The sequence below is a fragment of the Natrarchaeobius oligotrophus genome (assembly GCF_003841465.1).
In the GTDB taxonomy this organism is placed as follows: Archaea; Halobacteriota; Halobacteria; order Halobacteriales; family Natrialbaceae; genus Natrarchaeobius; species Natrarchaeobius oligotrophus.
Genome location: NZ_REFZ01000011.1, coordinates 23,269 through 47,351, shown reverse-complemented (window position 1 = coordinate 47,351; position 24,083 = coordinate 23,269). Strand labels below are relative to the sequence as shown.

General features: G+C 63.0%; 20 protein-coding genes. 9 read left to right on the top strand and 11 right to left on the bottom strand.

Translation table 11 applies throughout. The annotated features are described in order from the left end of the window. Nucleotides 1-22: 22 nt before the first annotated feature. The 4 genes from EA472_RS15225 to EA472_RS15205 all read right to left on the bottom strand — a co-directional run bounded on the left by EA472_RS15225 (nt 23) and on the right by EA472_RS15205 (nt 5,171). Entirely contained in the window at nt 23-703 is a 681-nt protein-coding gene (locus EA472_RS15225) for a triose-phosphate isomerase (protein ID WP_124192371.1), read from the bottom strand. Nucleotides 704-1,162: 459 nt separating this feature from the next. After that, on the bottom strand, nt 1,163-2,455 hold the full coding sequence (locus EA472_RS15215) for an amidohydrolase (RefSeq protein ID WP_124192369.1): 1,293 nt from the start codon (nt 2,453-2,455) through the stop codon (nt 1,163-1,165). A 250-nt stretch (nt 2,456-2,705) separates the two neighbouring features. After that, on the bottom strand, nt 2,706-4,379 hold the full coding sequence (locus tag EA472_RS15210; protein WP_165874912.1) for an ABC transporter substrate-binding protein: 1,674 nt from the start codon (nt 4,377-4,379) through the stop codon (nt 2,706-2,708). A gap of 297 nt (nt 4,380-4,676) precedes the next feature. Further along, a complete protein-coding gene (locus EA472_RS15205; RefSeq protein WP_124192367.1) occupies nt 4,677-5,171 on the bottom strand; it encodes a VOC family protein in 495 nt (164 codons plus the stop codon). Nucleotides 5,172-5,300: 129 nt separating this feature from the next. On the opposite strand from EA472_RS15205, the gene EA472_RS15200 reads away from it, so the two are divergent. The 7 genes from EA472_RS15200 (at nt 5,301) to EA472_RS15170 (ending at nt 14,516) form a co-directional block, all read left to right on the top strand. Beyond that, entirely contained in the window at nt 5,301-5,726 is a 426-nt protein-coding gene (locus tag EA472_RS15200; protein ID WP_124192366.1) for a secondary thiamine-phosphate synthase enzyme YjbQ, read from the top strand. A gap of 67 nt (nt 5,727-5,793) precedes the next feature. Beyond that, nucleotides 5,794-7,248, top strand: a complete 1,455-nt coding sequence (locus tag EA472_RS15195; protein WP_165874911.1) for a rhamnulokinase — start codon at nt 5,794-5,796, stop codon at nt 7,246-7,248. 259 nt (nt 7,249-7,507) lie between these two features. Continuing rightward, on the top strand, nt 7,508-8,485 hold the full coding sequence (locus EA472_RS15190) for an ABC transporter permease (protein ID WP_124192364.1): 978 nt from the start codon (nt 7,508-7,510) through the stop codon (nt 8,483-8,485). A gap of 1 nt (nt 8,486) precedes the next feature. Further along, nucleotides 8,487-9,416 carry an ABC transporter permease gene (locus tag EA472_RS15185; protein ID WP_124192363.1) on the top strand — a complete coding sequence of 310 codons (930 nt, stop codon included), beginning with the start codon at nt 8,487-8,489 and terminating at the stop codon, nt 9,414-9,416. Then, a complete protein-coding gene (locus tag EA472_RS15180; protein ID WP_394341350.1) occupies nt 9,416-10,468 on the top strand; it encodes an ABC transporter ATP-binding protein in 1,053 nt (350 codons plus the stop codon). Before EA472_RS15185 ends, EA472_RS15180 begins: the two co-directional genes overlap by 1 nt. Beyond that, nucleotides 10,461-11,477, top strand: a complete 1,017-nt coding sequence (locus EA472_RS15175; RefSeq protein WP_243637864.1) for an ABC transporter ATP-binding protein — start codon at nt 10,461-10,463, stop codon at nt 11,475-11,477. Before EA472_RS15180 ends, EA472_RS15175 begins: the two co-directional genes overlap by 8 nt. 1,455 nt (nt 11,478-12,932) lie before the next feature. Beyond that, complete coding sequence (locus tag EA472_RS15170) at nt 12,933-14,516, top strand: spermidine synthase (protein ID WP_124192361.1); 1,584 nt, start codon at nt 12,933-12,935, stop codon at nt 14,514-14,516. Between the two features lie 47 nt (nt 14,517-14,563). Here EA472_RS15170 and EA472_RS15165 read toward each other — a convergent pair whose 3' ends face one another. After that, entirely contained in the window at nt 14,564-14,809 is a 246-nt protein-coding gene (locus tag EA472_RS15165; protein ID WP_394341349.1) for a hypothetical protein, read from the bottom strand. Between the two features lie 81 nt (nt 14,810-14,890). Here EA472_RS15165 and pdhA point away from each other — a divergent pair, with 81 nt between their 5' ends. Together pdhA and EA472_RS15155 are read left to right on the top strand one after the other, a co-directional pair. After that, nucleotides 14,891-16,018 carry a pyruvate dehydrogenase (acetyl-transferring) E1 component subunit alpha gene (gene pdhA, locus EA472_RS15160; RefSeq protein WP_124192360.1) on the top strand — a complete coding sequence of 376 codons (1,128 nt, stop codon included), beginning with the start codon at nt 14,891-14,893 and terminating at the stop codon, nt 16,016-16,018. Between the two features lie 102 nt (nt 16,019-16,120). Beyond that, the gene (locus EA472_RS15155) at nt 16,121-16,621 is read left to right on the top strand and encodes a hypothetical protein (protein ID WP_124192359.1); all 501 of its coding nucleotides are present in this window, start codon (nt 16,121-16,123) and stop codon (nt 16,619-16,621) included. A gap of 90 nt (nt 16,622-16,711) precedes the next feature. On the opposite strand, the gene EA472_RS15150 is transcribed toward EA472_RS15155, so the two are convergent. The 6 genes from EA472_RS15150 to EA472_RS15125 all read right to left on the bottom strand — a co-directional run bounded on the left by EA472_RS15150 (nt 16,712) and on the right by EA472_RS15125 (nt 23,919). Continuing rightward, nucleotides 16,712-17,677, bottom strand: coding sequence for a TIGR03885 family FMN-dependent LLM class oxidoreductase (locus EA472_RS15150; RefSeq protein WP_124192358.1), 966 nt, complete (start codon nt 17,675-17,677; stop codon nt 16,712-16,714). A gap of 108 nt (nt 17,678-17,785) precedes the next feature. After that, nucleotides 17,786-19,486, bottom strand: coding sequence for an acyl-CoA mutase large subunit family protein (locus EA472_RS15145; protein ID WP_124192357.1), 1,701 nt, complete (start codon nt 19,484-19,486; stop codon nt 17,786-17,788). A gap of 80 nt (nt 19,487-19,566) precedes the next feature. Continuing rightward, nucleotides 19,567-20,691 (bottom strand): acyl-CoA dehydrogenase family protein, encoded by a 1,125-nt coding sequence (locus tag EA472_RS15140; RefSeq protein WP_124192356.1) that lies wholly within the window; start codon nt 20,689-20,691, stop codon nt 19,567-19,569. 294 nt (nt 20,692-20,985) lie between these two features. After that, nucleotides 20,986-22,338: a universal stress protein gene (locus tag EA472_RS15135; RefSeq protein ID WP_243637863.1), complete on the bottom strand. Its 1,353-nt coding sequence runs from the start codon at nt 22,336-22,338 to the stop codon at nt 20,986-20,988. Nucleotides 22,339-22,352: 14 nt separating this feature from the next. Further along, complete coding sequence (arsB, locus tag EA472_RS15130) at nt 22,353-23,531, bottom strand: ACR3 family arsenite efflux transporter (RefSeq protein WP_124192355.1); 1,179 nt, start codon at nt 23,529-23,531, stop codon at nt 22,353-22,355. Beyond that, nucleotides 23,524-23,919 carry an ArsR/SmtB family transcription factor gene (locus tag EA472_RS15125; RefSeq protein WP_124192354.1) on the bottom strand — a complete coding sequence of 132 codons (396 nt, stop codon included), beginning with the start codon at nt 23,917-23,919 and terminating at the stop codon, nt 23,524-23,526. The genes arsB and EA472_RS15125 overlap by 8 nt, the downstream gene beginning before the upstream one ends. Between the last annotated feature and the right edge of the window lie 164 nt (nt 23,920-24,083).

Sequence of the window (24,083 nt, the reverse complement as noted above, 5' to 3'; positions counted from 1 at the left end):
CGCCGAGATCGTGAAACCTCGGTTACTCGGGCATCGCCGCGGCGATCTCCGTCAGCCGCTCGTACGGATCGTCGGCCGTCGAGATCGCGGAGGCAGCGCCGGTCGCGTCTGCGCCGAGTTCGAACGCCGCTCGAACGTGCTCGGCGGTTCGGATCCCGCCGCCGACGAGCACCTTCGTCCGCGGGTTGGTCTCGTCGACCATCTCGACGAATCGCTCGACGCGTTCGGGGTGGGTCGTGGTGATCGCGCGATCCGTCGAGATGTCTTCCGGCTTCTCGTAGATGAGCGCGTCGGGGTCGAGCGTGGCGACGGCACGTCCCATCTCGATGCTGTCGACGCAGATCGCGCTGTCGACGCCGGCCTCCGCGCAACGGTCGATCTTCTTCGCGATGTCGGTGAGCGTGTCCCGGTTCTCGGCGTGGTTGATCGTCGCTCCCGCGACGCCGGCGTCGGCGAGCGTCTCCGGGAGGACCTTCCCGATACCGCGGCCGGGCGAGGCGGCGTCGACGTGCGGCGACGAAACCGTCACGTCGGTTTCCGCCGCGACCATCCTGACGTCGGGGATCTGCGGCGTGACCACGAAGTTCGCGCCGGTTTCGTCCTGCACTCGTTCGACGGTTTTCGCCAGCTCGAGTCCCTGCTCTCCGATCGTCTTTGGGTACACCTTGAAGTTGACGCCGAAGTACGGATACGTGTGATTCACGTCTCGACCGAGGCGTTCCTGTCCTAAAAAACATTTGTCGGGCGTTCGGTAGGTGAAGGTCGGTGTTATCCGGCGGCTAGTATGTATTCGATTCCAAGACGTCGAGTTCGTTCGACGAACCGCGACGCTAAACGAGCTGAGGACGTGTTCTCATTCCGTTCGAACCGTCGTCTCCCTCTCTCCAGCACCAGTCTGATTCGTCCTCGTCCGAAACACCAACTACTGATCGACCGAAAGTATCCCTGTTTCGGAGCGTTCAGCAGCTGAAAGTTCTGTCGACGATTCCGATCGACTCCGAACGACGATCGACCGATTCACTCAAATTCGAGATAGAATTCAACTCTTCTCAATTGCTGTGAACGATGGATCTCGTCGAAAGCGCGGCCGTACTTTAGTGACAACTGAAACGATTTACACACTGATCGCACAGCCTTCTTGCGATCTGATGTGCATTGATTTTCAGTGGCTGGTATACGCGACCTCCGAGAGAACGTCCCCGATCGCGTCACTCAACAGCGTCGTCGCGATTTCGATGCTCCGTTCGTCGACGTCGAACCCCGGCGTGTGATGACCGCTCGGATGGTCGGTCCCCACGACGACGTAGGTCGCGTGGCCACCGCGATCGGAGACACGTCGCATGAAGTACGTCGCGTCCTCGCTCGCGCCGAATGGTGCGTGCGATTCGATCGAGTCCACGCCCGGCGTCCGTTGTGCGACCGTCTCGACCAGACCGGCGAGTTCGGGGTCGCTGTCGACGCGCGGTGCCCGACCGGTCACCTCGGTCTCGAGTTCGCAGTCGTGCATCTCCCCGGCCGCCCGGAGGATCCGGTCGACGTGCGTCGACATGTACTCGAGAACGTCGTTCGTGCCGGCCCGGACTTCGAGTTCGAGCGTCGCCTCGTCGGCGACGACGTTCGAGGCGGTCCCCGCCCGCGCGCTGCCGACGTTCACCCGCGTCAGTCCGTCCGCGTGCCGGGGTATCGCGTGGACGTTCTGGATCGCCGTCGCCATCGCCTGCATCGCGTTTCGTCCCTCGTTCGGAGCCAGACCGGCGTGTGCGGACTCGCCGGCGAACGTCGCCCGCGACTGCCGGAGTGCGAGCGGTTTGGTGCTTCCCGCGACGACCGTTCCGGTCGGATGGCCCAACCCGACGTGGACGGCGAAAAACGCGTCGAGGTCGTCGACGTGGTCCGTCGCGGCCATCGCGCGTCCGCCGCCGAGAACTTCCTCGGCGGGCTGGAAGAAGACCTTGAGCGTCCCCGAAAACGCCGCGTCGGCGAGCGATTCGAGGACGCCGATTCCGATCGCCGTGTGCGCGTCGTGACCGCAGGCGTGCATCACGCCCGGGTTCTCCGATCGAAATCCCTCGGCCGCCGGCTCGTGATCCGGTTCGGTCGACTCCTCGAACGGCAGGGCGTCGATATCGACGCGAAGGCCGACGACGGGGCCCGGACCCCGGTCGAGGATCGCGACCAATCCGGTCGTTCCGCCGTCCATCGACTCGAGGTGGTCGGCACGTGCACCGTTCTCGACGGCGCGGTCGTACCACCGCTCCAGTTTCGAGTCGTCGGGAACGCCCAGACGTTCGTCCGGATCGATCGCCCCTCGGCCGACGATCACCTCGTCGACGCCGATCTCTTCGACGCGATCCGCCAGCCTGCTCGTCGTGTAGAACTCACACCACGACGGTTCCGGATACGCGTGGAGCCGTCGACGCAACTCGATCAGTTCCGATGCGGCGGGTTCTGACATCGTCTATCGGTAGCTCTCGCTCGAGCGACGTCAGCGTATCCGTTCAGTTCCCGCGTGTATCGGCGAACGAAACCGTCGCCTGCTCCGATCACGGATTCGACGGCGATCGAGCACCGAGCCGGCGAGCCGACGACCTCGCGAAAGCGGCCGCTCGAGAGCGAAGAGAGTCGAACGCGGCGTCCGACGGTCGAGACGGCGCGTTCGAAGCGGGACGCGGTAGAAACGGGGGCGGTAGCTGCCAGCGCGGTACTTACTGCGGCGGCATGTGGATGCGACCGTCCTGGTCCCACTCACAGCCGGCGGCTTCGAGTTCCTGGGCGGCGGCTTCCAGATCCAGGTTGAAGTGTTCGACGTCGTCGTTGTACCACTCCTCGAGCGCGGGGGAGATCGGCGCCTGGATCACTTCCGCGGTTCCGGCCGTCGCGATTTCGACGGCTTCCTGCTTGGGGATGGCGTATGCCAGTCCGCGCCGAACCTCCGTGCTGTCGTAGGGGTGGCGGCGCATGTTGTAACACGCGTAGTGGATCGAGGTCATGAACGCGTCGACGGTCTCGAACTCGTCGCCGTCGTCGAAGCGCTCGATGTCCTCGGGCGCGAGCTCCCAGGGAACCATGTCGGACGTTCCGTCCTCGAGGGCGTTCACCATGCCTCGGGTGTCGGCGGACTCGATCCTGATCACTTCGTCGACGTTCGGCTGCTCGAAGTAGCCGTCGAAGCGCTCGAGCGAGAGCTCTTCGCCGCCCTCGAAGCTCGTCAGCTGGAACGGACCGCTGCCGACTGGATCGTCCGTGTTCGTGAACTCGCCGACCGTCTCCACGTCGAGGGCGTCGGGGTAATCCGACCAGACGTGCTCGGGCAGGATCGATCCGTTTCGTCCGGCGAGGAACGTCTCGAACGTCGCCATCGGCTCGTCGAAGTTGAAAACGACGGTGAGGTCGTCTTCGACGTCGATGCTGTCCAACGGCTCGAGCTGGCTTTCGATCGTCGAGGAGTGCTCCTGACCGTACTCGAACGTGAACCGGACGTCCTCGGCCGTGACGTCCTCTCCGTCGTGCCACTGCAGATCGTCTCGCAGCGTGACGACGACCGTCGTCTCGTCCTCCTGGTCGACGGATTCGGCCATCCACGGCTGCGGGACGACTTCGTCCTCCGGGATCCGCATCAGCCGGTCGTACATGAGCTTGATGATCCCGCGCTCGACGCGAACGCGCTCCGGGCTGAGCGGGTTCAGCGTGTTCACGTCGCTGATCTGCGAGAAGACGAGCGTCTCGTCGCCCTCGTCGGTCGGCTCGATGTTGAGGAAGTTCCAGAACCGTCCGAGACCCTCCTCGGGACCCGAGTAGGCGTTCTGGTACCGATCCGAGTTGTACGCCATGACGCGGTTCTGGACGAGGATCGGCGAGATGATCTGCTCTTCCATCAGCTGCTCTTGCATCTCGAAGACGAGGTCGCGGCGGGCCTCGAAGTCGGTTTCCCGTCGCTGTTGTTCGACCATCTCGTCGTACTCGGGGTTGTCGTAGCCCGAAATGTTCACCTCACCCTCCGCGAGGGCGGACGAGTGGAACGCGTCGTGGAGGTACCGGTCGGGATCCCAGCCGTCCAGCTGTCGAACGACGTAGATATCGAAGTCGCGGTGGACGAAGCCGTCGTCGACGTACTGGGGGATGCTCGGCGCGCGAACGGAGACGTCGAAGCCGAGTTCCTCGAGGTACTCCGCGTGGAGGTTCGCGTACGTGTACCGGATCGGACTGACGTCTTCCGGCGTCGTCAGGTAGTCGATTTCCTCCCACGGCTCGCCGGCCGGATCGTCGGTCAGTTCGACGCCGTACTCCGTGACCGGAGCGTCGCCGTCTTCGCCCCCCAAAAACCCGGTACAGCCGGCGAGACTGACTGCAACGCCCGATGCACCCGCAGCCTTGAGCACCGATCGACGACTCGCACCAACAACACTCTTCCCATCGCTGTTACTCTTCCGCATGTCTATCTGATCAAAAGCACACAATTATTTAAATCTATTGTAAAAATTCCATTACTTACTTCGGTTCATATACTGTTTGCGAGTGCCATCGGTGACGGGTTTCACGCGACCGGCGGTCCGGAATCTCCCTTCGGGTATCGAAACGAGGAAATCGGCCCGCCGAGATCCGTCCGGGGTCGCCTGGCGGGAATCCGCCGTCGAGAAAACGGCGGTCAGTCCGATCGTAGCGGGCGGTAGCTCCGTTCAGTACGTCATGTTCGCGTGGCCGTGCTCGTACCCGTGCGTGTGGATCTCGATGTAGTTTCCGAACGGATCCTCGCAGTAGGTCATCTCGTACTCCTCGTCGGGATAGACCTTCCAGATGTCCTTTATTTGGTTGCCGCCGGTCTCGTCGATTCTGGTGGCGAGTTCTTCGATGTTCGGATCCTGTACGCAGATGTGATTGAGTCCGGGCTGCATCACGTCGGGATCGGACTCCCCGTCCGTCGTATCGTACTCGAAGAGTTCGACGCCGACGTGGTTTCCGGTGGCCATGTGCGCGATCTTCATCCACTCGAAGCCGCTCATTCCGTCCGCGACGAGCTTTCCGAAGTGACCCTCGTTCGCGTACACTTTCTCCGGTCCCATCACGTGGGTAAATCCGAGGACGTCCTCGTACCATTCGACGCCGGCGTCGATGTCGTCGACGGTGATTCCGATGTGGCCGAGACTTCGTGGATACGGCTCAGATTCGGTCATACTCGAGAACGTTAGGCAACCTAGTACATAATAGTACCGCGGGCGACCACCCGAGGGCGTCGCGAGCGCGGCGGTTCGAAACGCGAGCACCATCGTCACTTATTAGGTTTCGTCGGAAATCCACACACTATGGAACTCGACACCTACTCGTTCGAGGTATCGACCGACGACAGGGCCGAACTCCGCAGGATCACGGATCGAGTCGAAGGAGTGATCGACGAGTCGGACGCCAGCGACGGGCTGGTGTTCGTCTCGACGCCCCACACCACGGTGGCGCTGTTCACGAACGAGTACGAAAAGCGTCTGACCCAGGACATCATCGACTTCTTCGCGGCGTACGTACCGCCGGAAGACGGCTACCTCCACGACCGACACCACGTCGCGACCGAAACGCAACCCAACGCCCACGCCCACATCATCACGTCGATGGTCCACACGCCGGTTCTCGCGGTGCTCGAGGACGGAACGATGCAGCTGGGACGGTGGGAGGACGTGCTCTTTTTCGACCTCGACGGCCCGTCGACGCGGACGGTCCGGGTGACGATCCTCGAGTAACCGTTCGCTCGCCCTCGTTTCGGCGGTAATGGGAATAGTTATAGACCTTCCCTCCCTGCTTCGAGCCATGTCCAGCCGTGTCGCGATCGACATCGGATCGAGTACCGGAAAAATCTATCACGGACGCCTCGGCGGCGAACTGGACGTGACCGAGGCCTATCGGTTCGAGACGAGCCCGACGGAGGTCGACGGACGGTTGATCTGGGACGTCGAGTATCTCACGGCAGAGATCGTGGCCGGACTCGAGTCAGTGATCGAGGAAGCTGGATCGGTGTCGTCGATCGCGATCGACACGACGGCCGGCGACTTCGGCCTCCTCGAGGACGGCGAATTACAGTCGGATCCGTACTGTTACCTGGATCAGTCGCTGTACTCGAAAGAGGACGAACTGCTCGAGCGCGTCCCGCGGCGGGAAATCTTTCGCAGAACCGGCCACCACGGCGTTCCGAACTCGTACTACTACCAGTTCCACGAGGATCCGGAGTCGTTCGAACGGGCGGACGAGCTGGTGATGCTTCCCCAGTTGCTCTCCTGGAAGCTCGGAGCGGAGCCCGTCGGCGAGACGAGCTTCGGCGTGACGCTTCGGGCGATGGATATTCGGACGGGAGAGTGGGCGACTGACCTGCTTTCGGAACTCGACCTCCCGACCGACGTCCTTCCCGAATTGGCAGACGCCGGCACCCAAATCGGATCGGTGGATCCGTCGCTGTCCGAATCGTTTTCCGGGGAAACGGACATTTATCTCGCACCGAGTCACGACACGTCGGCCGCGATGGCGGCGATCCCGTTCGAACCCGGAAGTCCCGGCTTCCTCTGTACCGGCTCGTGGTTCATCCCCGGCCTCGAACTGGCCGAGCCGGTGATCGACGACGCCGCGTTCGACGTACCCTCGTCGAACGAACTGAGCGTCGGTGGACGGATCCGGTACATCCGTAACATGCCAGGGTTCAGCCTCCTCGAGCACTGCCGCGACACCTGGTGCCAGACCGGTGGCCGCTACGGGTACGACGAGTTGATCGCCGGGGCGCGCGACGCAGAGCCGTTCCGGTCGATCGTCGATCCGCTCGACGGTCTATTCTTCGAGGCACAGGCCGAAGGCGGCGTCGTCGAAGCGATCGAAACCTACTGCGCCGACACGGACCAGCCGGTTCCGGAGACCGAAGGCGAGATCACCCGGTGTCTGCTCGAGAGCCTCGCGATCCGAACCGCGCTCGTCCTCGAGCGGCTGATGGCCGCCGCCGAGACGTACACGGATCGGCTCCACCTCGTCGGTGGCGGCGTGGAAAACGAGCTGTTCTGTCAGCTGGTCGCGTCGGCGACGGGTCTCGAGGTCAAAGCCGGCCCGACCGAGGCGACGGCGATCGGGAATCTGCTGTCGCAGTGTAACGCGAGCGGCGAGATCGAATCGTACGAGGAGGGACGCGAGATCGTCGACGAGAACGTCGACTTCGACTACTACGAGCCGCGAAACACGTCGGAGTGGGACGACGCTCTCGAGCGAACCGTCGCGGAGATCGCGTAACGTCGACCCGATCACTCGAGCGGCGACGTGCTGGCCGATCGGCCGTTCACACCGTCTCCCTGACGCGTCGCTTTCTCCCCGCTGGCGCCGTGTTCGGTTCCGAAGAATCGCCTCGAGACGCATAGTATAAGTGGTTTGGTTTAGAAAACGCTATGGTGTGGGAATAGAATGCAGTCTATTGACACCCCTGTTACGTCGGAGTGGTACACGATGAATACGAACATCCCGATTCGTCCGCACAGCTGACCAGCACGCAAAAATGAGCCTCAAAAAATACGTCGTCCGCCGTATCGGCCAACTGATCGTCACCTACTGGGCGTTTCTGACTCTCCTGTTCGTCGTCTTTCGGCTCGCGCCCGGCGATCCGACGTCGATGTACCTCCAGGAAGGACTCAGTGCGGAGGAACGCGAAGCGATACTTGCTCGTCACGGTCTGGATCAACCGTTACACATCCAGTACGTCGAGTACATGACGCAGTACCTCACCGGCGACCTCGGCCAATCGTTTCGCCACGGCGTGCCCGTCTGGGACGTTCTCGTCGTTCGATTTTTCAACACGATCATCCTGATGGGACTCGCGTTCGCCATCGCGTACCTGATCGGCGTGACCGTGGGGGCCTTCATCGGCTGGGTGCGCGGCACCCGCAAGGAGAAAACCGGTATCGTCGTGACGCTGATCGCTCGGTCCTCCCCTGAGTTCTGGATCGGCATCCTCCTGCTCATGGTGTTTACGTTCTATCTGGGATGGTTCCCGTCCGGCGGAATACGCCCGCCCGGAACCGAGTACGAGACGTTCCTCGGCAGGTATCTAAACTGGGGCGTCGCCTACCACCTCGTGCTTCCGGTGTTGACCGGCGTCATCTACTACATGGCGACGCCGACGCTGCTCATGCGCAGTAGTATGATCAACGTGCTCAACTCCGATTTCATCCAGATAAAGAAAGCGGAGGGCATTCCCGAGTACATCATCCTCTACAAACACGCTGCCCGGAACTCGATCCTCCCGATGACGACCGTCGTCGCGCTGGTCGTGGGCATGTCGATCGGCGGATCGCTCGTCATCGAAACCGTCTTCAGCTGGCCGGGAATGGGCCGGGAGATGGTCGAATCGGTCACCTACAACGACTATCCGCTCGCCCAGGCCATCTTCTTCCTCATGGGAAGTCTCGTGATCTGGATGAACTTCGTGGCGGACCTCGCGTACGTCTATCTCGATCCACGAGTGAGGTACGATTAATATGAGTGTGAAAAAACACCTTCCAGCCAACGTCGAATCGAAGCTGACCTCGAGTCGCGTGTTCAGTCAGATCAAAGACGGCGTCTCGACCGCCTACGAACTGTACCGGTCGGACCGGCTCGGACAGTTCGGCATCGTCGTGCTCGCGGCGTTCGTCTTCATCGCGATCTTCGCCCCGATCATCGCGCCGTACAGTCCGGGGGCTCGTCACCGACGAGACGACGGCTCGCTGGCCCGGCTGGACGCGCCGTCTACGGATCACCTCCTCGGGACGACACACCACGGACAGGACGTTCTCTCGCAACTGCTCGTGAGCGCTCGCGTCTCCGTGTTCGTCGGATTCCTCGCGGCGTTCATCGCCGTCTTCATCGGAACGAACGTCGGCCTCATCAGCGCCTACTACGGCGGCTGGGTGGACGACATCCTGATGCGCATCGTCGACATCGCGTACGGGCTTCCGTTCCTCCCGTTCGTGATCGTGCTCGTGTTCATCTTCGGTGCGAACATCGTCAACATCATGCTGGTCATCGCCGCGATCCTGTGGCGCGACTCGGCGCGTGTCGTTCGCTCCGAAGTGCTATCACAGAAACAACGACCGTACGTGGAGTCCGCGAGGGCGATCGGTGCGAGCGACTTCCGAATCCTCTATCGGCACGTATTCCCGAACGTGCTCCCGCTGACCGTCCTCTACATGGCGTTTGCGGTCGCGTACGCGATCATGTACGAGGCGAGCATCGCGTTCCTCGGATTCGGCGACCCCAACGTCTACTCCTGGGGTCGGATGATGTACCAGGCGTACACGCACGGCGCGATTCGTGATGCCTGGTGGTGGGTCCTGCCGGCAGGAGTGTGCATCATGCTGCTCGTCTCGTCGGTGTTCTTCATCGGTCGAACGCTCGAGGAGATAACGAACCCCGAAATTCGACACTGATACCAATGTTAGAGCTAACCGACGTTCACGTAGAATACGAGATGGAAGGCGACGGGTCCGTCCACGCCGTCAACGGCGTCAGTATCTCCCTCGAGGAGAACAAGATACTGGGTCTCATCGGCGAAAGCGGCTCCGGAAAGTCGACGCTCGCGAAGGCGATCATCCGGCTGCTGGCGAAAAACGGCCACGTTCCGGAGGGTGCCATCGAGTACAAGGAAACCGACCTGACGGAGCTGAGCGACAGGGAGTTCCGAACGGAGATCCGCTGGGACGAGATCTCGATGGTTCCCCAGAACGCGATGAACGGGTTCGATCCCGTCTACACCGTCGGGAACCAGATCGTTCAGGCGATCCGAACGCACGAGGACGTCTCGAAGGGCGAGGCTCGAGAGCGGGCTCGAGCGCTGTTCGAACAGCTCGGTATCGATCCCGGCCGGATCGACGACTATCCCCACCAGTTCTCGGGCGGAATGGCCCAGCGGGCGATGATCGCGCTCGCGCTCGCGCTCGATCCGTCGCTCATCATCGCCGACGAGCCCACGACTGCGCTCGACGTCGTGATCCAGGACCGGATCTTACAGACGCTTCGAGACCTCCAGCAAGAGATCGAAAGTAGCGTGATCCTCATCACGCACGATATTTCGGTCGTCTCCGACATCTGCGACGAGATCGCCGTCATGTACGGGGGTCGCGTCGTCGAACACGCCGACGTCGAGACGATCATCAAAGAGCCGCGCCATCCGTACACGCTCGGCCTCCGCAACGCGTTCCCCGACATCGAAGAGGACGATCAGGACCTGATCTCGATTCCCGGAACGCCGCCGGATCTCGTCGAGCCGCCGGAAGGGTGTGGGTTCGCGCCACGATGTCCCTTCGCCACCGACGAGTGCTGGGACGTCACGCCCGAACCGGAGGAGTACGGCGACGGACACGTCGTCGAGTGTCACAGAGCGGACGAACAGGAACTACTGACCGAGGAAGCCAAACGCAAAGAAACCTGGATGGACCTCGAAACCGAACCCCAACAGGTGGCGGAGGAAGCCGATGACTAGTCCGAAAATCGAAGTCGACGATCTGAAGAAACACTTCAAGTCGAACGAGGACATGTTCACCCGCCTCTTCGGGTGGGGTGAAATCGAGTACGTGAAAGCCGTCGACGGCGTTTCGTTCGAGATCGAAGAGGGCGAATCGTTCGGTCTGGCCGGCGAGAGCGGGTGTGGAAAGACGACCTGTGGGAAGTCGTTACTCCACCTCCACGAGCCGACGTCTGGTACCGTCTCGTTCGACGGACGAGAGATCACCGATCCGGCGGTGCGCGACGAGATGAACTTTCGTACCGAGGCGCAGATCATCCAGCAAAATCCGTACGAATCGATCAACCCGCGCTATCGCGTCTTCGACTGGGTGAAAGAACCGCTCGACGTTCACGACATCGGATCGGAGGAAGAACGCGAGACCAGGGTCATCGAGACCATCGAGAGCGTCGGGCTGAATCCCGCGGAAGCCTACATGCACGAGTACCCCTCCGAACTCAGCGGCGGGGAGCGCCAGCGCGTGAGCATCGCGCGTGCGATCATTCTCGAGCCGTCGTTCATCCTCGCGGACGAACCGGCGAGCATGCTTGACGTGAGCGTTCGCGCCAGCATTCTCGACCTGCTCGATCGGCTGCAAGACGAACTCAACATTTCGATCCTCTACATCAGCCACGACCTCTCGCTGTTGAAACACATGTGCGATCGCATCGGAATCATGTATCTCGGGAAACTCGTCGAGGTCGGGCCGGCGACGCAGGTCATCAACGACCCACAACATCCGTACACGAAGGCGCTGGTCGGCTCGACGCCGACGATCGATCCCGACGACGAACGCGAGGCGGTCGAGTTGAAAGGCGACATCCCCGATCCGGTGAACCTGCCTCCCGGCTGTCGATTCGCACCTCGGTGTCCGGAGGCGACTGACGAGTGTACCGTCGAGGAACCGCCCATGTACGAGACGGGAGACGACCAGCAAGCACGGTGCATTCTGTACGACGAAGAGCAGATGCAGACTATCCGCGAATAACTCGGTTTTCACGACGCTTTTCGAATCGCAGCCCGTACCGACGTTCTCACCCGTGATTCTGCACTACGCGTGATGTGTCGAGTGCCGCTGTCGTCTTCGACGTTCTTTCCCAGGCTGGAAAATCTATCCGAGTGCGCTTCGACCGGACCAAAATCGGAGTAACATTTCTCTTTGGAGTTATTATATTCCTGGAATATAATTAAAGATAGAAATCTCAGTGGGGGTAAAGTGTACTGATCTTCAATTGGTTCGAGTGAGAAATGGGAAACGAACTATTTCTCAGTTCCCACAATGGGGATCCATAGTTTCGATTCAATAGCGTCTTGGTCGTTTCCCTTGCAGAGGGATCGGCGATCTGCATCGCACCCAGCTGTCCGAGTTCGAACGATCGACCGGATTCACGTATCCGTGAAGACAACGACACGAACCTATCCGTCTGTTTCTGACGTCGTCAATGTGGCTTGCACGATCCGTTTACGGTGTTGGCGGGTGATATGCGCCCGTTTACAGCAGACGGGCAATAAACGCGAGAATCAATCAATTTCCCAGAACCGGGAACTGAACATGTCCTCTAACAAATCCGTACAGTACCCGTCTGGCCGACGGTTGCACTCGGCCATCGGTCTCGGAATGTGTAGTGGTGTCAATTAGTACGTCGATACGTCCGAATCGGGATACGTGGCCGTGCTAGACGTTCGTATAGTCACAAAATAGATATTCAATTTATACAACAGTACGTTTGTAACGTGATTGCTGCAGGTAACAAACGCGGTCGTTAGGGATGGCTCGGCCCTGCTCGGTCGACCCGTCGTCGACCGAACGCTCGGTGAAATCGCGAAACTAGCCCCATATCATACGAAATCGCACAATACTCCAATCATAACAAGTCAAATCATCTATTTGATGGTTTTCTTTTCTGTTCGACACGACGTACATCGTGTCGAACACCTGGCCCGAGGAAGACGAATTAAAGTGGATGAGTTGAATATTTTCGCCAAATAATTTCTTTATCTCCAGTTATTTGATCGTATTTGCCAGAATAGCCACCGGTACTGTATCGAAGCTGAAGACGGAGTCCGTCTCTTCAAAAGGTACTGACTTCCAAATACATAATCATGCCGTTGTGTTCTCTATCCTTTCGATTATCCATCATTCTTATTGCTCGTCCCAACAAACGGAAACGACGACGTGTCGAACGGACGACGACCGATCGACGAGATTCCGGGAGGGACTCGCGTCCTCGGAGGGGGATCCGCTGGTCGCACTCGCGTTCGACGTGAACCTCTCGACGCCGTTTGGGTGACCGATCGTGTGGGCGTGTTCGTTCGTCGGTGTCGGAAACTGCGTCCGGTAAACGTTGCCACCGTCGCGCTCGTGATTTTCGAGGTCGCGCAGTTCGTCGTCCACCCCCGACTCGAACGACAAGTACTCAACGCGGAATCGACTGGTCAGGGTATGGACGGGTGGTCGTTCGCGTCGTATCGGCCCACCAAACCGGAACTCGCCGTGTTCGTCTCCGGCGTAACGAGTATGGGTCTCGAGATCCTGGCCGTCAGGGTCGTCGCACCCCAGTTCGGGAGCCACATCTACACGGTCGGAAGCATTCTCACTGTCTTTCTCGTCGCCTTGAGCCTGGGTTACTGGCAGGGAGGAAAGCGCGCCGCGGAGGCGACCAGCCGTCAGATGAGCTGGATCATGCTCGCGACGGCCGTCTACGTCGCAGTCGTGATCTACGCCGGCGACCTGTTGCTCGCGTACACGTCGACGCTCGCGATTCCCCCGCGGTACGCATCGGTTCCCGCGGTCGTCGTCCTGTTCGGCCCGCCGACGTACCTCCTCGGATTCATCAGCCCGTACGCGGCGGAGCTCTCGACCAAGGAGGGAACCGGCGAAGCGTCCGGACACGTCTACGCGCTCGGAACCATCGGCAGCATCGTCGGCTCCGGGGCGACGACGTTCGTGCTCATCCCCGCGCTGACGGTCGAGGAGATCGGACTCCTGTTCGGCTTCCTGCTGGTCGCTACGGGAATCGGTCTCACGGCACCCCGCGTTCCGCGTCGCTCCGCGGTCGCGAGCGTCGCCGTCGCCGTCGTGCTCGTCGTCGCCGCCGGCGGCGGGCCAGCCGTACTCGACTACCGCGGCGAGGTCGTCTACGAGTCGGGAACCCCTCACCAGCACCTCGAGATCGTCGACGACGGCGACGTTCGGACGATGTACCTGGACGGTGCACGCCACAGCGCGATCGACCTGGACGATCCGAACAGACACGTTTTCGCCTACACGGAGTACTTTCACCTGCCGATGTTGATGGCTGACGACGTCGACGACGTCGATCGGGTGCTGTTCGTCGGCGGCGGCGGATACACCGGTCCGCAGGACTTCACACAGCGGTACGACGCCACCGTCGACGTCGTCGAGATCGACCCCGAAGTGACCGCGGCCGCCGAGGAGTACTTCGACCTCGACCGGGACGAGGTGACCGTCCACACGACCGACGGGAGGCAGTTTCTCCGCGACACTGACGAGACGTACGACGTGATCGTCCTCGACGCGTACAAACGGGACCAGGTGCCGTTTCACCTGACGACCGTCGAGTTCATGGAACTCGTCTCCGAGCGGCTGAGCGACGACGGCGTCCTCCACGCGAACGTCATCTCCTCGCCGAGCGGACCCGGCTCCGAGTTCTACCGCGCCCAGTACGAGACGATGGACGCCGTCTTCCCCGACGTCTACAGCTTCCGTACCTCCGACTCCAGTGCGGTACAGAACGTCCAGGTCGTCGCGACGAACGAAGAGACCGACTTCAGTCCGGCCGAGCTCGCCCACCGGAACGATGCCGATCGGATCGACGTCGACCTCGAGCACGCCGTCGACAACTACATGCAGGAACCGGACGCGGACGACGCGCCGGTTCTGCGAGACGACCGCGGGGGCGTCGACGACCTGCTGGATCCGATGCTCGGCCAGCGCTACGTCATCGAAGGGGGCGAGGGATCCGGTTCGGTCCCGGACGACGGGGCCCGACCGACGAGCGGCTGACGCCGCCGACCCGGACGCCCCACCCACACGACGGGAGACGCCCCGCATCAACGGTAGACGTTCCGATATCGCTCGCGGTACTCCCGTAGCGCGATCCTCGCCCGTCGGCGGGACCGAAACCCGAAGCCGACCGCTCGACAGCCCTCCGTCGGACACTCCCACCGGAAGGTCTCCGACGCCGGATCGTCGCTGACGATCACGTCCCTGTCACAGCGCGGACAGCACCACCCCCACCGTTCGTCGCCGGCGTACGCTCGATCCATCCCGTGTCGAACGGCGACCGCTCGAGCCATACGTCCCCGGCTTCATCGATTCCCGTTTTAGGTGCCACTGGTACAGCTACTGTTATGTTCCGTCGGCCCGACGGTCCAGCCATGACAGGAGACGTGCTCGCGGGCGACCTCCTCGAGCGTGCGCCCGACGATCGCGTGCAGGTACTCGACGCCGACGGAACCGTCGTCGCGCCGGAACTCGAACCAGACCTCGAGCCGGAGACGCTGCGCTCGATGTACCGGGACATGCGGTTTTCTCGGCGGTTCGACGAGCGGATGATCAGCCTCCAGCGCCAGGGACGTATGGGGACGTACGCGTCGCTCGCCGGCCAGGAGGGATCACAGATCGGCTCGACGTACGCGCTCGCCGATCGGGATACGATCTCGTATCAGTACCGCGAACACGGTGCAGTCGTCGCCCGCGACCTCCCCTGGGAGTACCTCCTCTACTGGATGGGCCACGAGGACGGGAACGCCGCCATCGCGGATCTGAACGTGTTTCCGCTCAATATCTCGATCGGCGCACACATCCCCCACGCCGTCGGCTGGTCGTGGGCGAGCAAACTGAAGGGAGACCGATCGGTGACGACCGTCCACTTCGGCGACGGCTCGACCTCCGAGGGAGACTTTCACGAGGCGATGAACTTCGCCGGCGTCTTCGATACGCCGACGCTGTTTTTCTGTAACAACAACCAGTGGGCGATCTCGGTTCCGTCGGATCGCCAGACCGCAAGCGAGACGTACGCCCAGAAGGCGGCGGCGTACGGCTTCGACGGCGTGCAAGTCGACGGCATGGACCCGCTCGCGACGTACGTCGTCACGGAGGCCGCCCGAGCGAAAGCGCTCGACCCCGGTCCGGCTCGCTCGCGCCCGACGCTGATCGAGGCAGTCCAGTACCGCTACGGCGCGCACACGACGGCCGACGATCCGACCGTCTACCGGGACGACGACGAGGTCGAACGGTGGCGCGAGCGCGACCCCATCGAGCGCTTCGAGGCCTACCTCCGAGAGCGATGGATCCTCGACGACGAACGCATCGAATCGATCGAATCGGAGATCGAAGCGACCCTCGAGGCGCTGGTCGAGCAAGCGGAGGCGGTCGACCCCGAGCCGCGGGAGATGTTCGAGCACACGTACGACCGGCCGACCCCCCGGCTCGAGGCTCAGCGCGAGTATCTGGCCGAACTCCGATCCGCACACGGCGACGAGGAGCTGCTCGATTACGACTGATCGGCTCTCTCGGATCGCTCGACGGTGACGTCGATCACTCGCGTATAAAGCCCACAACTGGACAGGCCAACGACTACCCGCCCGCCGTTGCAGTGTCGAGACATGCAACTCGAGCGGGCGGCACGGCAGTCGCGGTGGAACGGGACGGTACCGAGCGCGTTCGATCTCAGAATTCTCGGTCTCGTCGGCGTAACGGCAGCGCTGGCGGCGTCGCTGAACGTACCGTACGGCGGGATTTCGTTCGCCGTCGTCGCGTTCGTGCTCCTGGCCGCAGGCGGCGTCGCCGTTCACGTCCTCGGCGAACGGAAGCTGCGACGGATCACCGACGGCATCGTCGAACGGTGGGTCGACGCCGGCGTCGCCGTCGAGGACGTGACGCGCTCGTCGGACGGGATGCGAACCGCGTGGACGATCCACACTACCGAGGGGGAAGACGTCACCGTCGGCGGCGTCGCGCTGATTCCGGTCGCGCGGCTGTCCGTCGAGTGGAACGGCGTCGGCGACTCGATGGACGCCGGTGAAGCCGAGGACGATCTGGACCACCTCGCGGAGAGCCTCCACGAGGAAATCTTCGAGATCGGCACCGCCCCTCGACGGATCTGAGCCGGGATCAGTGTCGATCTGAGCGGCCGTTCGGCTCCCCACACACCGCCGGCGTCTCGCTCGAGGTCGCCGCGTTCTTTCACTCGCAGCTCACTCGAGCGCCGGCAGCACCGTTTCGCCGAACGCCTCGAGAAACGTCGTCTGGTCGCGGTTGACGTTGTGCAAGATGAGTTTGTCGACGTCGAGCGAGAGGTCGTCGCGAAGCCACTCGAGGTGTCGGTCGAGATCGGCCGAGACGCGGACGTTCTCTCGGACCTGCTCCCGGCCGACCCCCTCGCCGAGTTCGTCGTACTGCTCGGCCGTGCGAAGTTCCTGGGTGACCGGGCCGGGTACGCAGTTCGTGCGCCACTGGTCGTACGCGCCCTCGAGCGCCGACTCCTCGTCGTCGGCGTAGGAGAGCTGCACTTTGAGGTAGACCGGCGCGTCGGGCGCGTGCGCTCGGAACGACCGGACGCGGTTCGCGAGCCGTTCGCGGTCCGGCGTCGCGATCGTGATCATGCCGTCGGCCCACTCACTGCGGCCGAGCCAGTCCGCGGTCTCGGCCGAGAGCGCCGCCCCGATCAACGGCGGCGACGTCTCGGGGCGGGTGTAGAGCGTCGCCCGCTCGACGGTGATCCGTCCGTGGTGGGTGACGTCCTCGCCGTCCCAGAGACGCCGGATCACGTCGGCTGACTCCGCGAGGCGAGCGTTTCGCTCCGCCTTGACGGGCCAGTCGGTGCCCGTGATCCCCTCGTTGAGTAGCTGACCGCTTCCGATCGAGAGCCAGAACCGTTTCGGATACGTCTCCCGGAGCGTCGCCGCAGCTTGCGCGACGATCGCGGGATGGTACCGATAGCCCGGCGCGTTGACCGTGCCGAACCGCAAAGACGTCGCTTCCAGCGCCGAGCCGAGCCAGGACCAGACGAACCCGGACTCGCCCTGGCGCTCGCTCCAGGGGTGGAAGTGGTCCGACGCCAGGACGTCGTCGAACCCCCGCTCGTCCGCGAGTTCGACGTACTCGAGGAGTTCCGACGGCGCGAACTGCTCGTGAGACGCGTGGTAGCCGATGTCAGTCATGGACACACCTGGTGACGGATCGACCGCCGAGGCGATTCGACGGCCGTCACTACCGGCCCGTTGGGCGCCGTCGTACTTCGGGGCTTGCCCGGAAGGTGTAAGCCGGTACTAGACTGGACTGAGCTCTTCCTGATACGCGCCGTGGTGGTCCTCGAACACCTGCATGATCTCTCCCATCGTCGCGTAGGCTTTCACGGCGTCGATCACGTACGGCATGACGTTCTCGCCGGAAGAGATGGCACTCGAGAGCGCCGCAAGCGTCGCGTCGACGGCCTCGTCGTCGCGGTCGACTTTGACCGTCTCGAGGCGCTCGAGCTGTCGATCGCGGGTCGTCTCGTCGATTTCGAGGGTCTCCGGTGCGGTGTCCTCCTCGATCGTATACTCGTTGACGCCGACGACGACCTCCTCGCCGCGTTCGACCCGGCGCTGGTACTCGTAGCTCGCGTCCTGAATCTCGCGGTGGAAGTAGCCCCGGTCGATTCCCTCGAGCACGCCGTCGCGAATCGAGCCGTCGCCCATCTCTTCGATCTCCGCGAGGTACTCCAGGATCAGCGCTTCCATCTCGTTCGTCAGCGCCTCGATCGCGAAGCTCCCGCCCATCGGATCGACGATATCCGCCGCGCCGGACTCTTCCGCGATGATCTGCTGGGTTCGCAGTGCGACTCGGACCGCCTCCTCGGTCGGGAGCGCGAGCGCCTCGTCGAAGCTGTTGGTGTGTAACGATTGGGTTCCGCCCAGAACCGCGGCTAGCGCCTGGATGGTGACCCGAACGACGTTGTTCAGCGGCTGCTGGGCGGTCAGCGACTGGCCGGCGGTCTGGGTGTGGAACTTCATCCGCTTCGACTCCGGAGCCGACGCGTCGTAGCGATCCTCCATGATCCGGGCGTACACCCGTCTCGCCGCTCGAAACTTCGCGATCTCCTCGAAGATGGAGTTGTGCGAGTTGAAGAAAAACGACAGCAAGGGAGCGAACTTGTCGACCGCGAGCCCGCGGTCGAGACAGTCCTCGACGTAGGCGAAGCCGTCGGCGAGCGTGAACGCCGCCTCCTGAGCGGCCGTCGAACCGGCTTCCCGGATGTGATAGCCGGAGATCGAGACCGGGTGGAACTTCGGCGTCTCGTCGGCGGCGAACTCGATGGTGTCCGTGACGACCTTGAGCGAGGGTTCGGGCGGAATCACCCACTCCTTCTGGGCGATGAACTCCTTGAGCATGTCGTTCTGGAGGGTGCCCCTGATCTCGTCCCGAGGGACGCCCTGCTGGTCGGCCAGGGCGACGTACATCGCGTAGATGACCGGCGCGGACGGATTGATCGTAAACGAGGTCGACACCTCCCCGACGTCGATGCCGTCGAACAGGATCTCCATGTCCCGCAACGTGTCGACGGCGACGCCCTCCTTTCCGACCTCGCCTTCGCTCATCCGGTGATCCGAGTCGATCCCCATCAGCGACGGCATGTCGAAGGCGGTCGATAGCCCGGTCTGGCCCTCCTCGATGAGGTAGTGAAACCGTTCGTTGGTTTCCTCCGCGGTTCCGAACCCCGCGAACTGGCGCATCGTCCAGGGGCGACCGCGGTACATCGTCGGGTACGGCCCGCGGGTGTACGGCGGCTCGCCGGGAAAGCCGAGATCTTCCTCGTACTGGAGGTCCGCGACGTCCTCGGGCGTGTAGAGTCGGTCGACCTCGTGGTTCGACACCGTGGCGAACCGGTCTTTGCGCTCGCCGTGGCGTTCGAGCGTCGGCTCGAGGGTGTCCGTCTCCCAGCGCCGCCGACCGTCTCGAATCCCCTCGAGGTCGTCCTCGTCGAACATATCGCAAATATCGCCGCGACCGCTCTAAAGTCTTGTTGTCAGTTCACGGGAAACGAACGCGATTCCGAGCGAAGGCTCCGTCACTCCGTCAGTTCCCGGGCGATGATGTTCTTCTGAATCTCGGAGGTTCCCTCGTAGATGGTGGTGATCTTCGCGTCGCGGTAGTAGCGTTCGACGTCGAAGTCGGTCGTGTAGCCGTAGCCGCCGTGGATCTGGACCGCCTCGTTGGCCACCGCGACGGCCGTCTCGCTCGCGAAGTACTTCGCCATGCTCGCGGCCACCGGATCGACGCCGTCGTCGTTTTTCCTGGCGGCGTCGCGCGTGAGCAGCCGCGCTGCCCGAACGTTCGTCGCCGCGTCCGCGAGTTTGTGTCCGATCGCCTGGTGGTCGGCGATCGGGCGGCCGAACTGCTCGCGCTCGTTCGCGTACTCGATCGCGTCGTCGAGCGCAGCCCGTGCGAGTCCGACCGCCTGGCTCGCGATCGCGATCCGTCCGCCCGTCAGCGTCGAAAACGCCGCCTTCAGCCCCTCACCGACCGGTGTCAATCGGTTCGACTCCGGAATTCGAACCCCCTCGAAACGCAGCGTCGTCGTATCGCTCGCCCGCAGACCCAGTTTGTCCTCTTTCTTGCCGACCTCGAGTCCGTCGGCGCCTTTGGGAACCAGAAACTGCGTGATCGTCTCGCGGTCGTCGCGGTCGGTCTTGGCGAACAGCACGACCACGCCACAGCGCTCGCCGTTGGTGATCCATTGTTTCTGGCCGTCGATCACGTACTCGTCTCCCTCGAGACGCGCCCGCGTGCTCATCTCGGCCGGGTTCGATCCCGCGTCGGCCTCCGACAGCGCGAACGCGCCGATCGGCCGACCCTCGGCCATCTTCGGCAACCACTCCGCTCTGTGTTCGTCCGAGCCGAACTCGCGGATGCAAGCAGTCGCGAGGCAGTGAACGGAAAGCGCCGTCGCAACGGAGAGGTGACCGTACGCGAGTTCCTCGTTGACGAGACTTTCGGTCACTCGGTCGGCGTCGAAGCCGCCGAACGACTCGGGGACCGTCAGTCCGGTCAACCCGAGTTCGGCCAGGCCGTCCCAGACGTCCTCCGGAAACTCCTGGTTCGCGTCCGCCTCGTCGACGACCGGTTTCACCTCGTCGTCGACGAACGACCGGACCGTCTCCCGAACGAGTTCTTGTTCGTCTGAGAGTTCCATGGCGTCGGTACACCGACCGAGTCCGTAAAGATAGCGACGGAACCCGACGACGGTCGTTCGAATCGACGGACGCTCGGGAACGAAACCGCCACGGATCGATTCGTGCGATCCGTACAGTACCTGGCAGATGGTCGGTCGTACAACCCGTCGGCTCGTCGATCGTCCGTACCCAACCCGCCGGCTCGTCTGTCCGACGAATCGTCGGGCGGCTGCCGTAATCGGTTACCGCCGCCACCCAGCGGTCGCGGTTGCATCGGTACCGACGTCAACAGGCCGTATCAGCGGCCCGCTCGCTCACGCGTCGCGAGACAGTTCGTCGAGCAGATCGTTCACTCGTCGTTCGATCTCGTCGCGGATCTCGGCGACCTCCTCTGGTGAACGGCCGTCCGGATCGGCAATTTCCCAGTCGCGGCTCTCTCCTGGCCACCCGGCTGGACACGCGTCCGCGTCCGAACAGCCCATCGTGACGACGTAGTCGCTCCTCCGTCTCTCGTCGACCGTCACCTCTCGGGGCGACCGGTCCGAAACGTCGATTCCGACGGCTCGCATCGATTCGACGACGACGGGATGGATCCGGTCGGCAGGGTCCGTCCCGCCGGTTACGAGGTCGACGTCGTCCGCGAGATTCCGGGCCTCGAGTTCCCGACGAGCGAAGGCGTACGCCATCTGCGACCGACCCGCGTTCTGGACGCAGACGAACGCGAGTTGCGTCGGTTCGGTTTCGGCCCTCGTCCCAGAATCCTCGGCGTTCGCTGCGTTCGGTCGAACTGTGAAGACGGGAACGGACGCCGTACGAATTACTCGATCGGTCACGCTTCCGACGAGCAGTCGTTCGAATCCGCCACGCCCGTGCGTTCCCATCGCGATCACGTCGACGCCGTTCTCGTCGGCGTACTCGACGATCTCCTCGGACGGGCGTCCCTTCGTCGTCGCCGTGACGGCCTCGAGACCGCGGGATCGGACGTCCGCCGCGATTCCCTCGAGGTGCGACTGCGCCGACGCACGTCGGTCGGTTTCGGAACCGACGTCGTCTCCCGAGGCGTCGCCGAGGGCGTTTGCGAGGTCGTCGTCGACCACCGAGAGGAGGTGAACGGTGGCTTCGAGCTGCGCCGCGAGCGAGCGACCTCGCTCGAGCGCTTCCGTGGCCGCCTCGCTCCCGTCGGTTGGAAGGAGGATCGAATCGATTCCCGTCGCGCGTTCGGCCCTGTCGGCCGCTGACGACGTGATCGTCACGACCGGGACGGATGCGGTTCGAACGACCTTGTCGGCGACGCTGCCGACGATCGCGCGTGCGACGCCACCACGTCCGGACGTTCCGACGACGATCGCGTCGATCGTGCGTTCGTCGGCGTAGTCGACGATTTCGTCGGCCGGGATTCCGTCCCGGACCGCGGCCGTCGCGTCGAGGCCGCGCTCGATAGCGTCGTCCCGGAGGGACGCGGCTCGAACCTCCGCCCGTTCGCGGAGTCGATTGCGAATCGACGGTGAATCGCCCGAATAGCCCGCGCCAGTCGCGACGGAACTGTCCGCTACCGAGAGCACGTGTACGTTCGCGTCAAGCGAGCTGGCGAGGTCGAACCCGCGTCGTGCGGCGTTTTCGGCCGGGTCGCTTCCATCGGTCGGAATCAACAGTGTGTCGAGTGTCATCGTCTGGGGAGTGGTCAGTCGTCGTTCGGTTCGGAGGCGGTCGGCTCCTCGGACGGCGGCGTCGACTCGAGTCGATCGGTGTCGTAGCCGGCCCAGTCGAACCGCCGCTGGAAGTAGACGGCCACGTTGACGAGCGCCAGCAGAACTGGCACCTCGATCAGCGGGCCGACGACGGTGGCGAAGGCGACGCCGGAGCCGACGCCGAAGACGGCGACGGCGACGGCGATCGCGAGTTCGAAGTTGTTCGAGGCGGCGGTAAAGCCGATCGCGGTGGTCGTCGAGTAGTCAGCGCCGATCCCCCGCCCCATCGCGAAGCTCACGAGGAACATCACGACGAAGTAGATCGTAAGCGGCACCGCGATCCAGAGGACGTCCGTCGGCCGGGCGAGGATGTTCTCACCCTGCGTTGCGAACATCACGATCACCGTAAAGAGGAGGGCGATCAGCGTGACGGGACTGATCGTCGGGACGAACCGCTCTTCGTACCACTCTTCGCCCTTGGCATGCACTCCACCGAGGCGGGTGAGAATCCCGCCGGCGAACGGAATCCCGAGGAAGATGGCGATCGCCCAGAACACCTGCCCGACGGTGATCTCGAACGCCCCGATGCCCGCGACCAGGGCGTCCATGCCGAGCAGCGGCGGCAGAAACAGCGCGAAGAACCAGACGTACACTCCGTAGGTGACGATCTGGAAGACGCTGTTGAACGCGACCAGTCCCGCGGCGTACTCGCTCGAGCCGTCGGCGAGATCGTTCCAGACGAGCACCATCGCGATACAGCGAGCCATCCCGATGAAGATCAACCCGAGGAAGTACTCCGGTCGGGCGGGAAACGGTGAAACGAGGCCGCTGAAAAAGACCACCGCGAGGGCGAACATCAGCGTGGGGCCGATCACCCAGTTCTGGACCAGGCTCAGGCTGAGCACGCGCCACGCGCTGAACACCCGTGGCAACTGTCCGTAGTTGACCTTCGCCAGCGGGGGGTACATCATCGCGATCAGCCCGATCTCGACGAGGTAGTACCGCTGGATCGGCTCGACGATACCGGGCGAGACGTATCCGAGCCCGACGCCGACGCCCATCGCGAGGAAGATCCAGACGGTGAGGTACTTATCGAGGAAGTCCATCGAGCGGGGATCACCGCAGTCGGGACACCCGCAGTCGGGACCGTGTTCGTGCTCGAGGTCACTCACGCTCGCTCACCTCGCGCTCGGCCGTTTCGAACAGCGACTTCGCGAGCGGGGTCGCGTCGTAGTACCGCCAGTTCCCCGCTTTTCGGCGGGTCGCGAGTCCCGCGTCGACGAGATCCGACAGCGCGTGACTGACCGCACTTTCGCTTACGTCGACGACCGGTTCGAGTTCGCAGACGCAGAGTTCGTCGTCCGTGACGGCGAGCGTTCGTGCGAGCCGATACCGGGTCCGGTTTCCGAGCGCGGCAAAGACGGGGCGAACTGGATCGTCGTCGAACGTCGCGTCGGTCACCGACGCCAACTCCTCGAGTCGCTGTTCCACGTCCGATTCGCGACAATCGTCCAGTTTCTCCGCCAGTAAGCGTCGAAGACGGGTTCGCGTCTCTGCCATCGACACCCACTTGAAGCCAAATTCATATAGTGTTGTCGATCTGAATTCGGATTCAGATAGGGTCGAGGACTCGCCAATCGTCGCGAACGTGGTCGGACGTCGTCCGAAACCGATTCGCGAGACTGGTAGCCGCGTAGGTGACGTGTTGGACCGTCACGATCGTG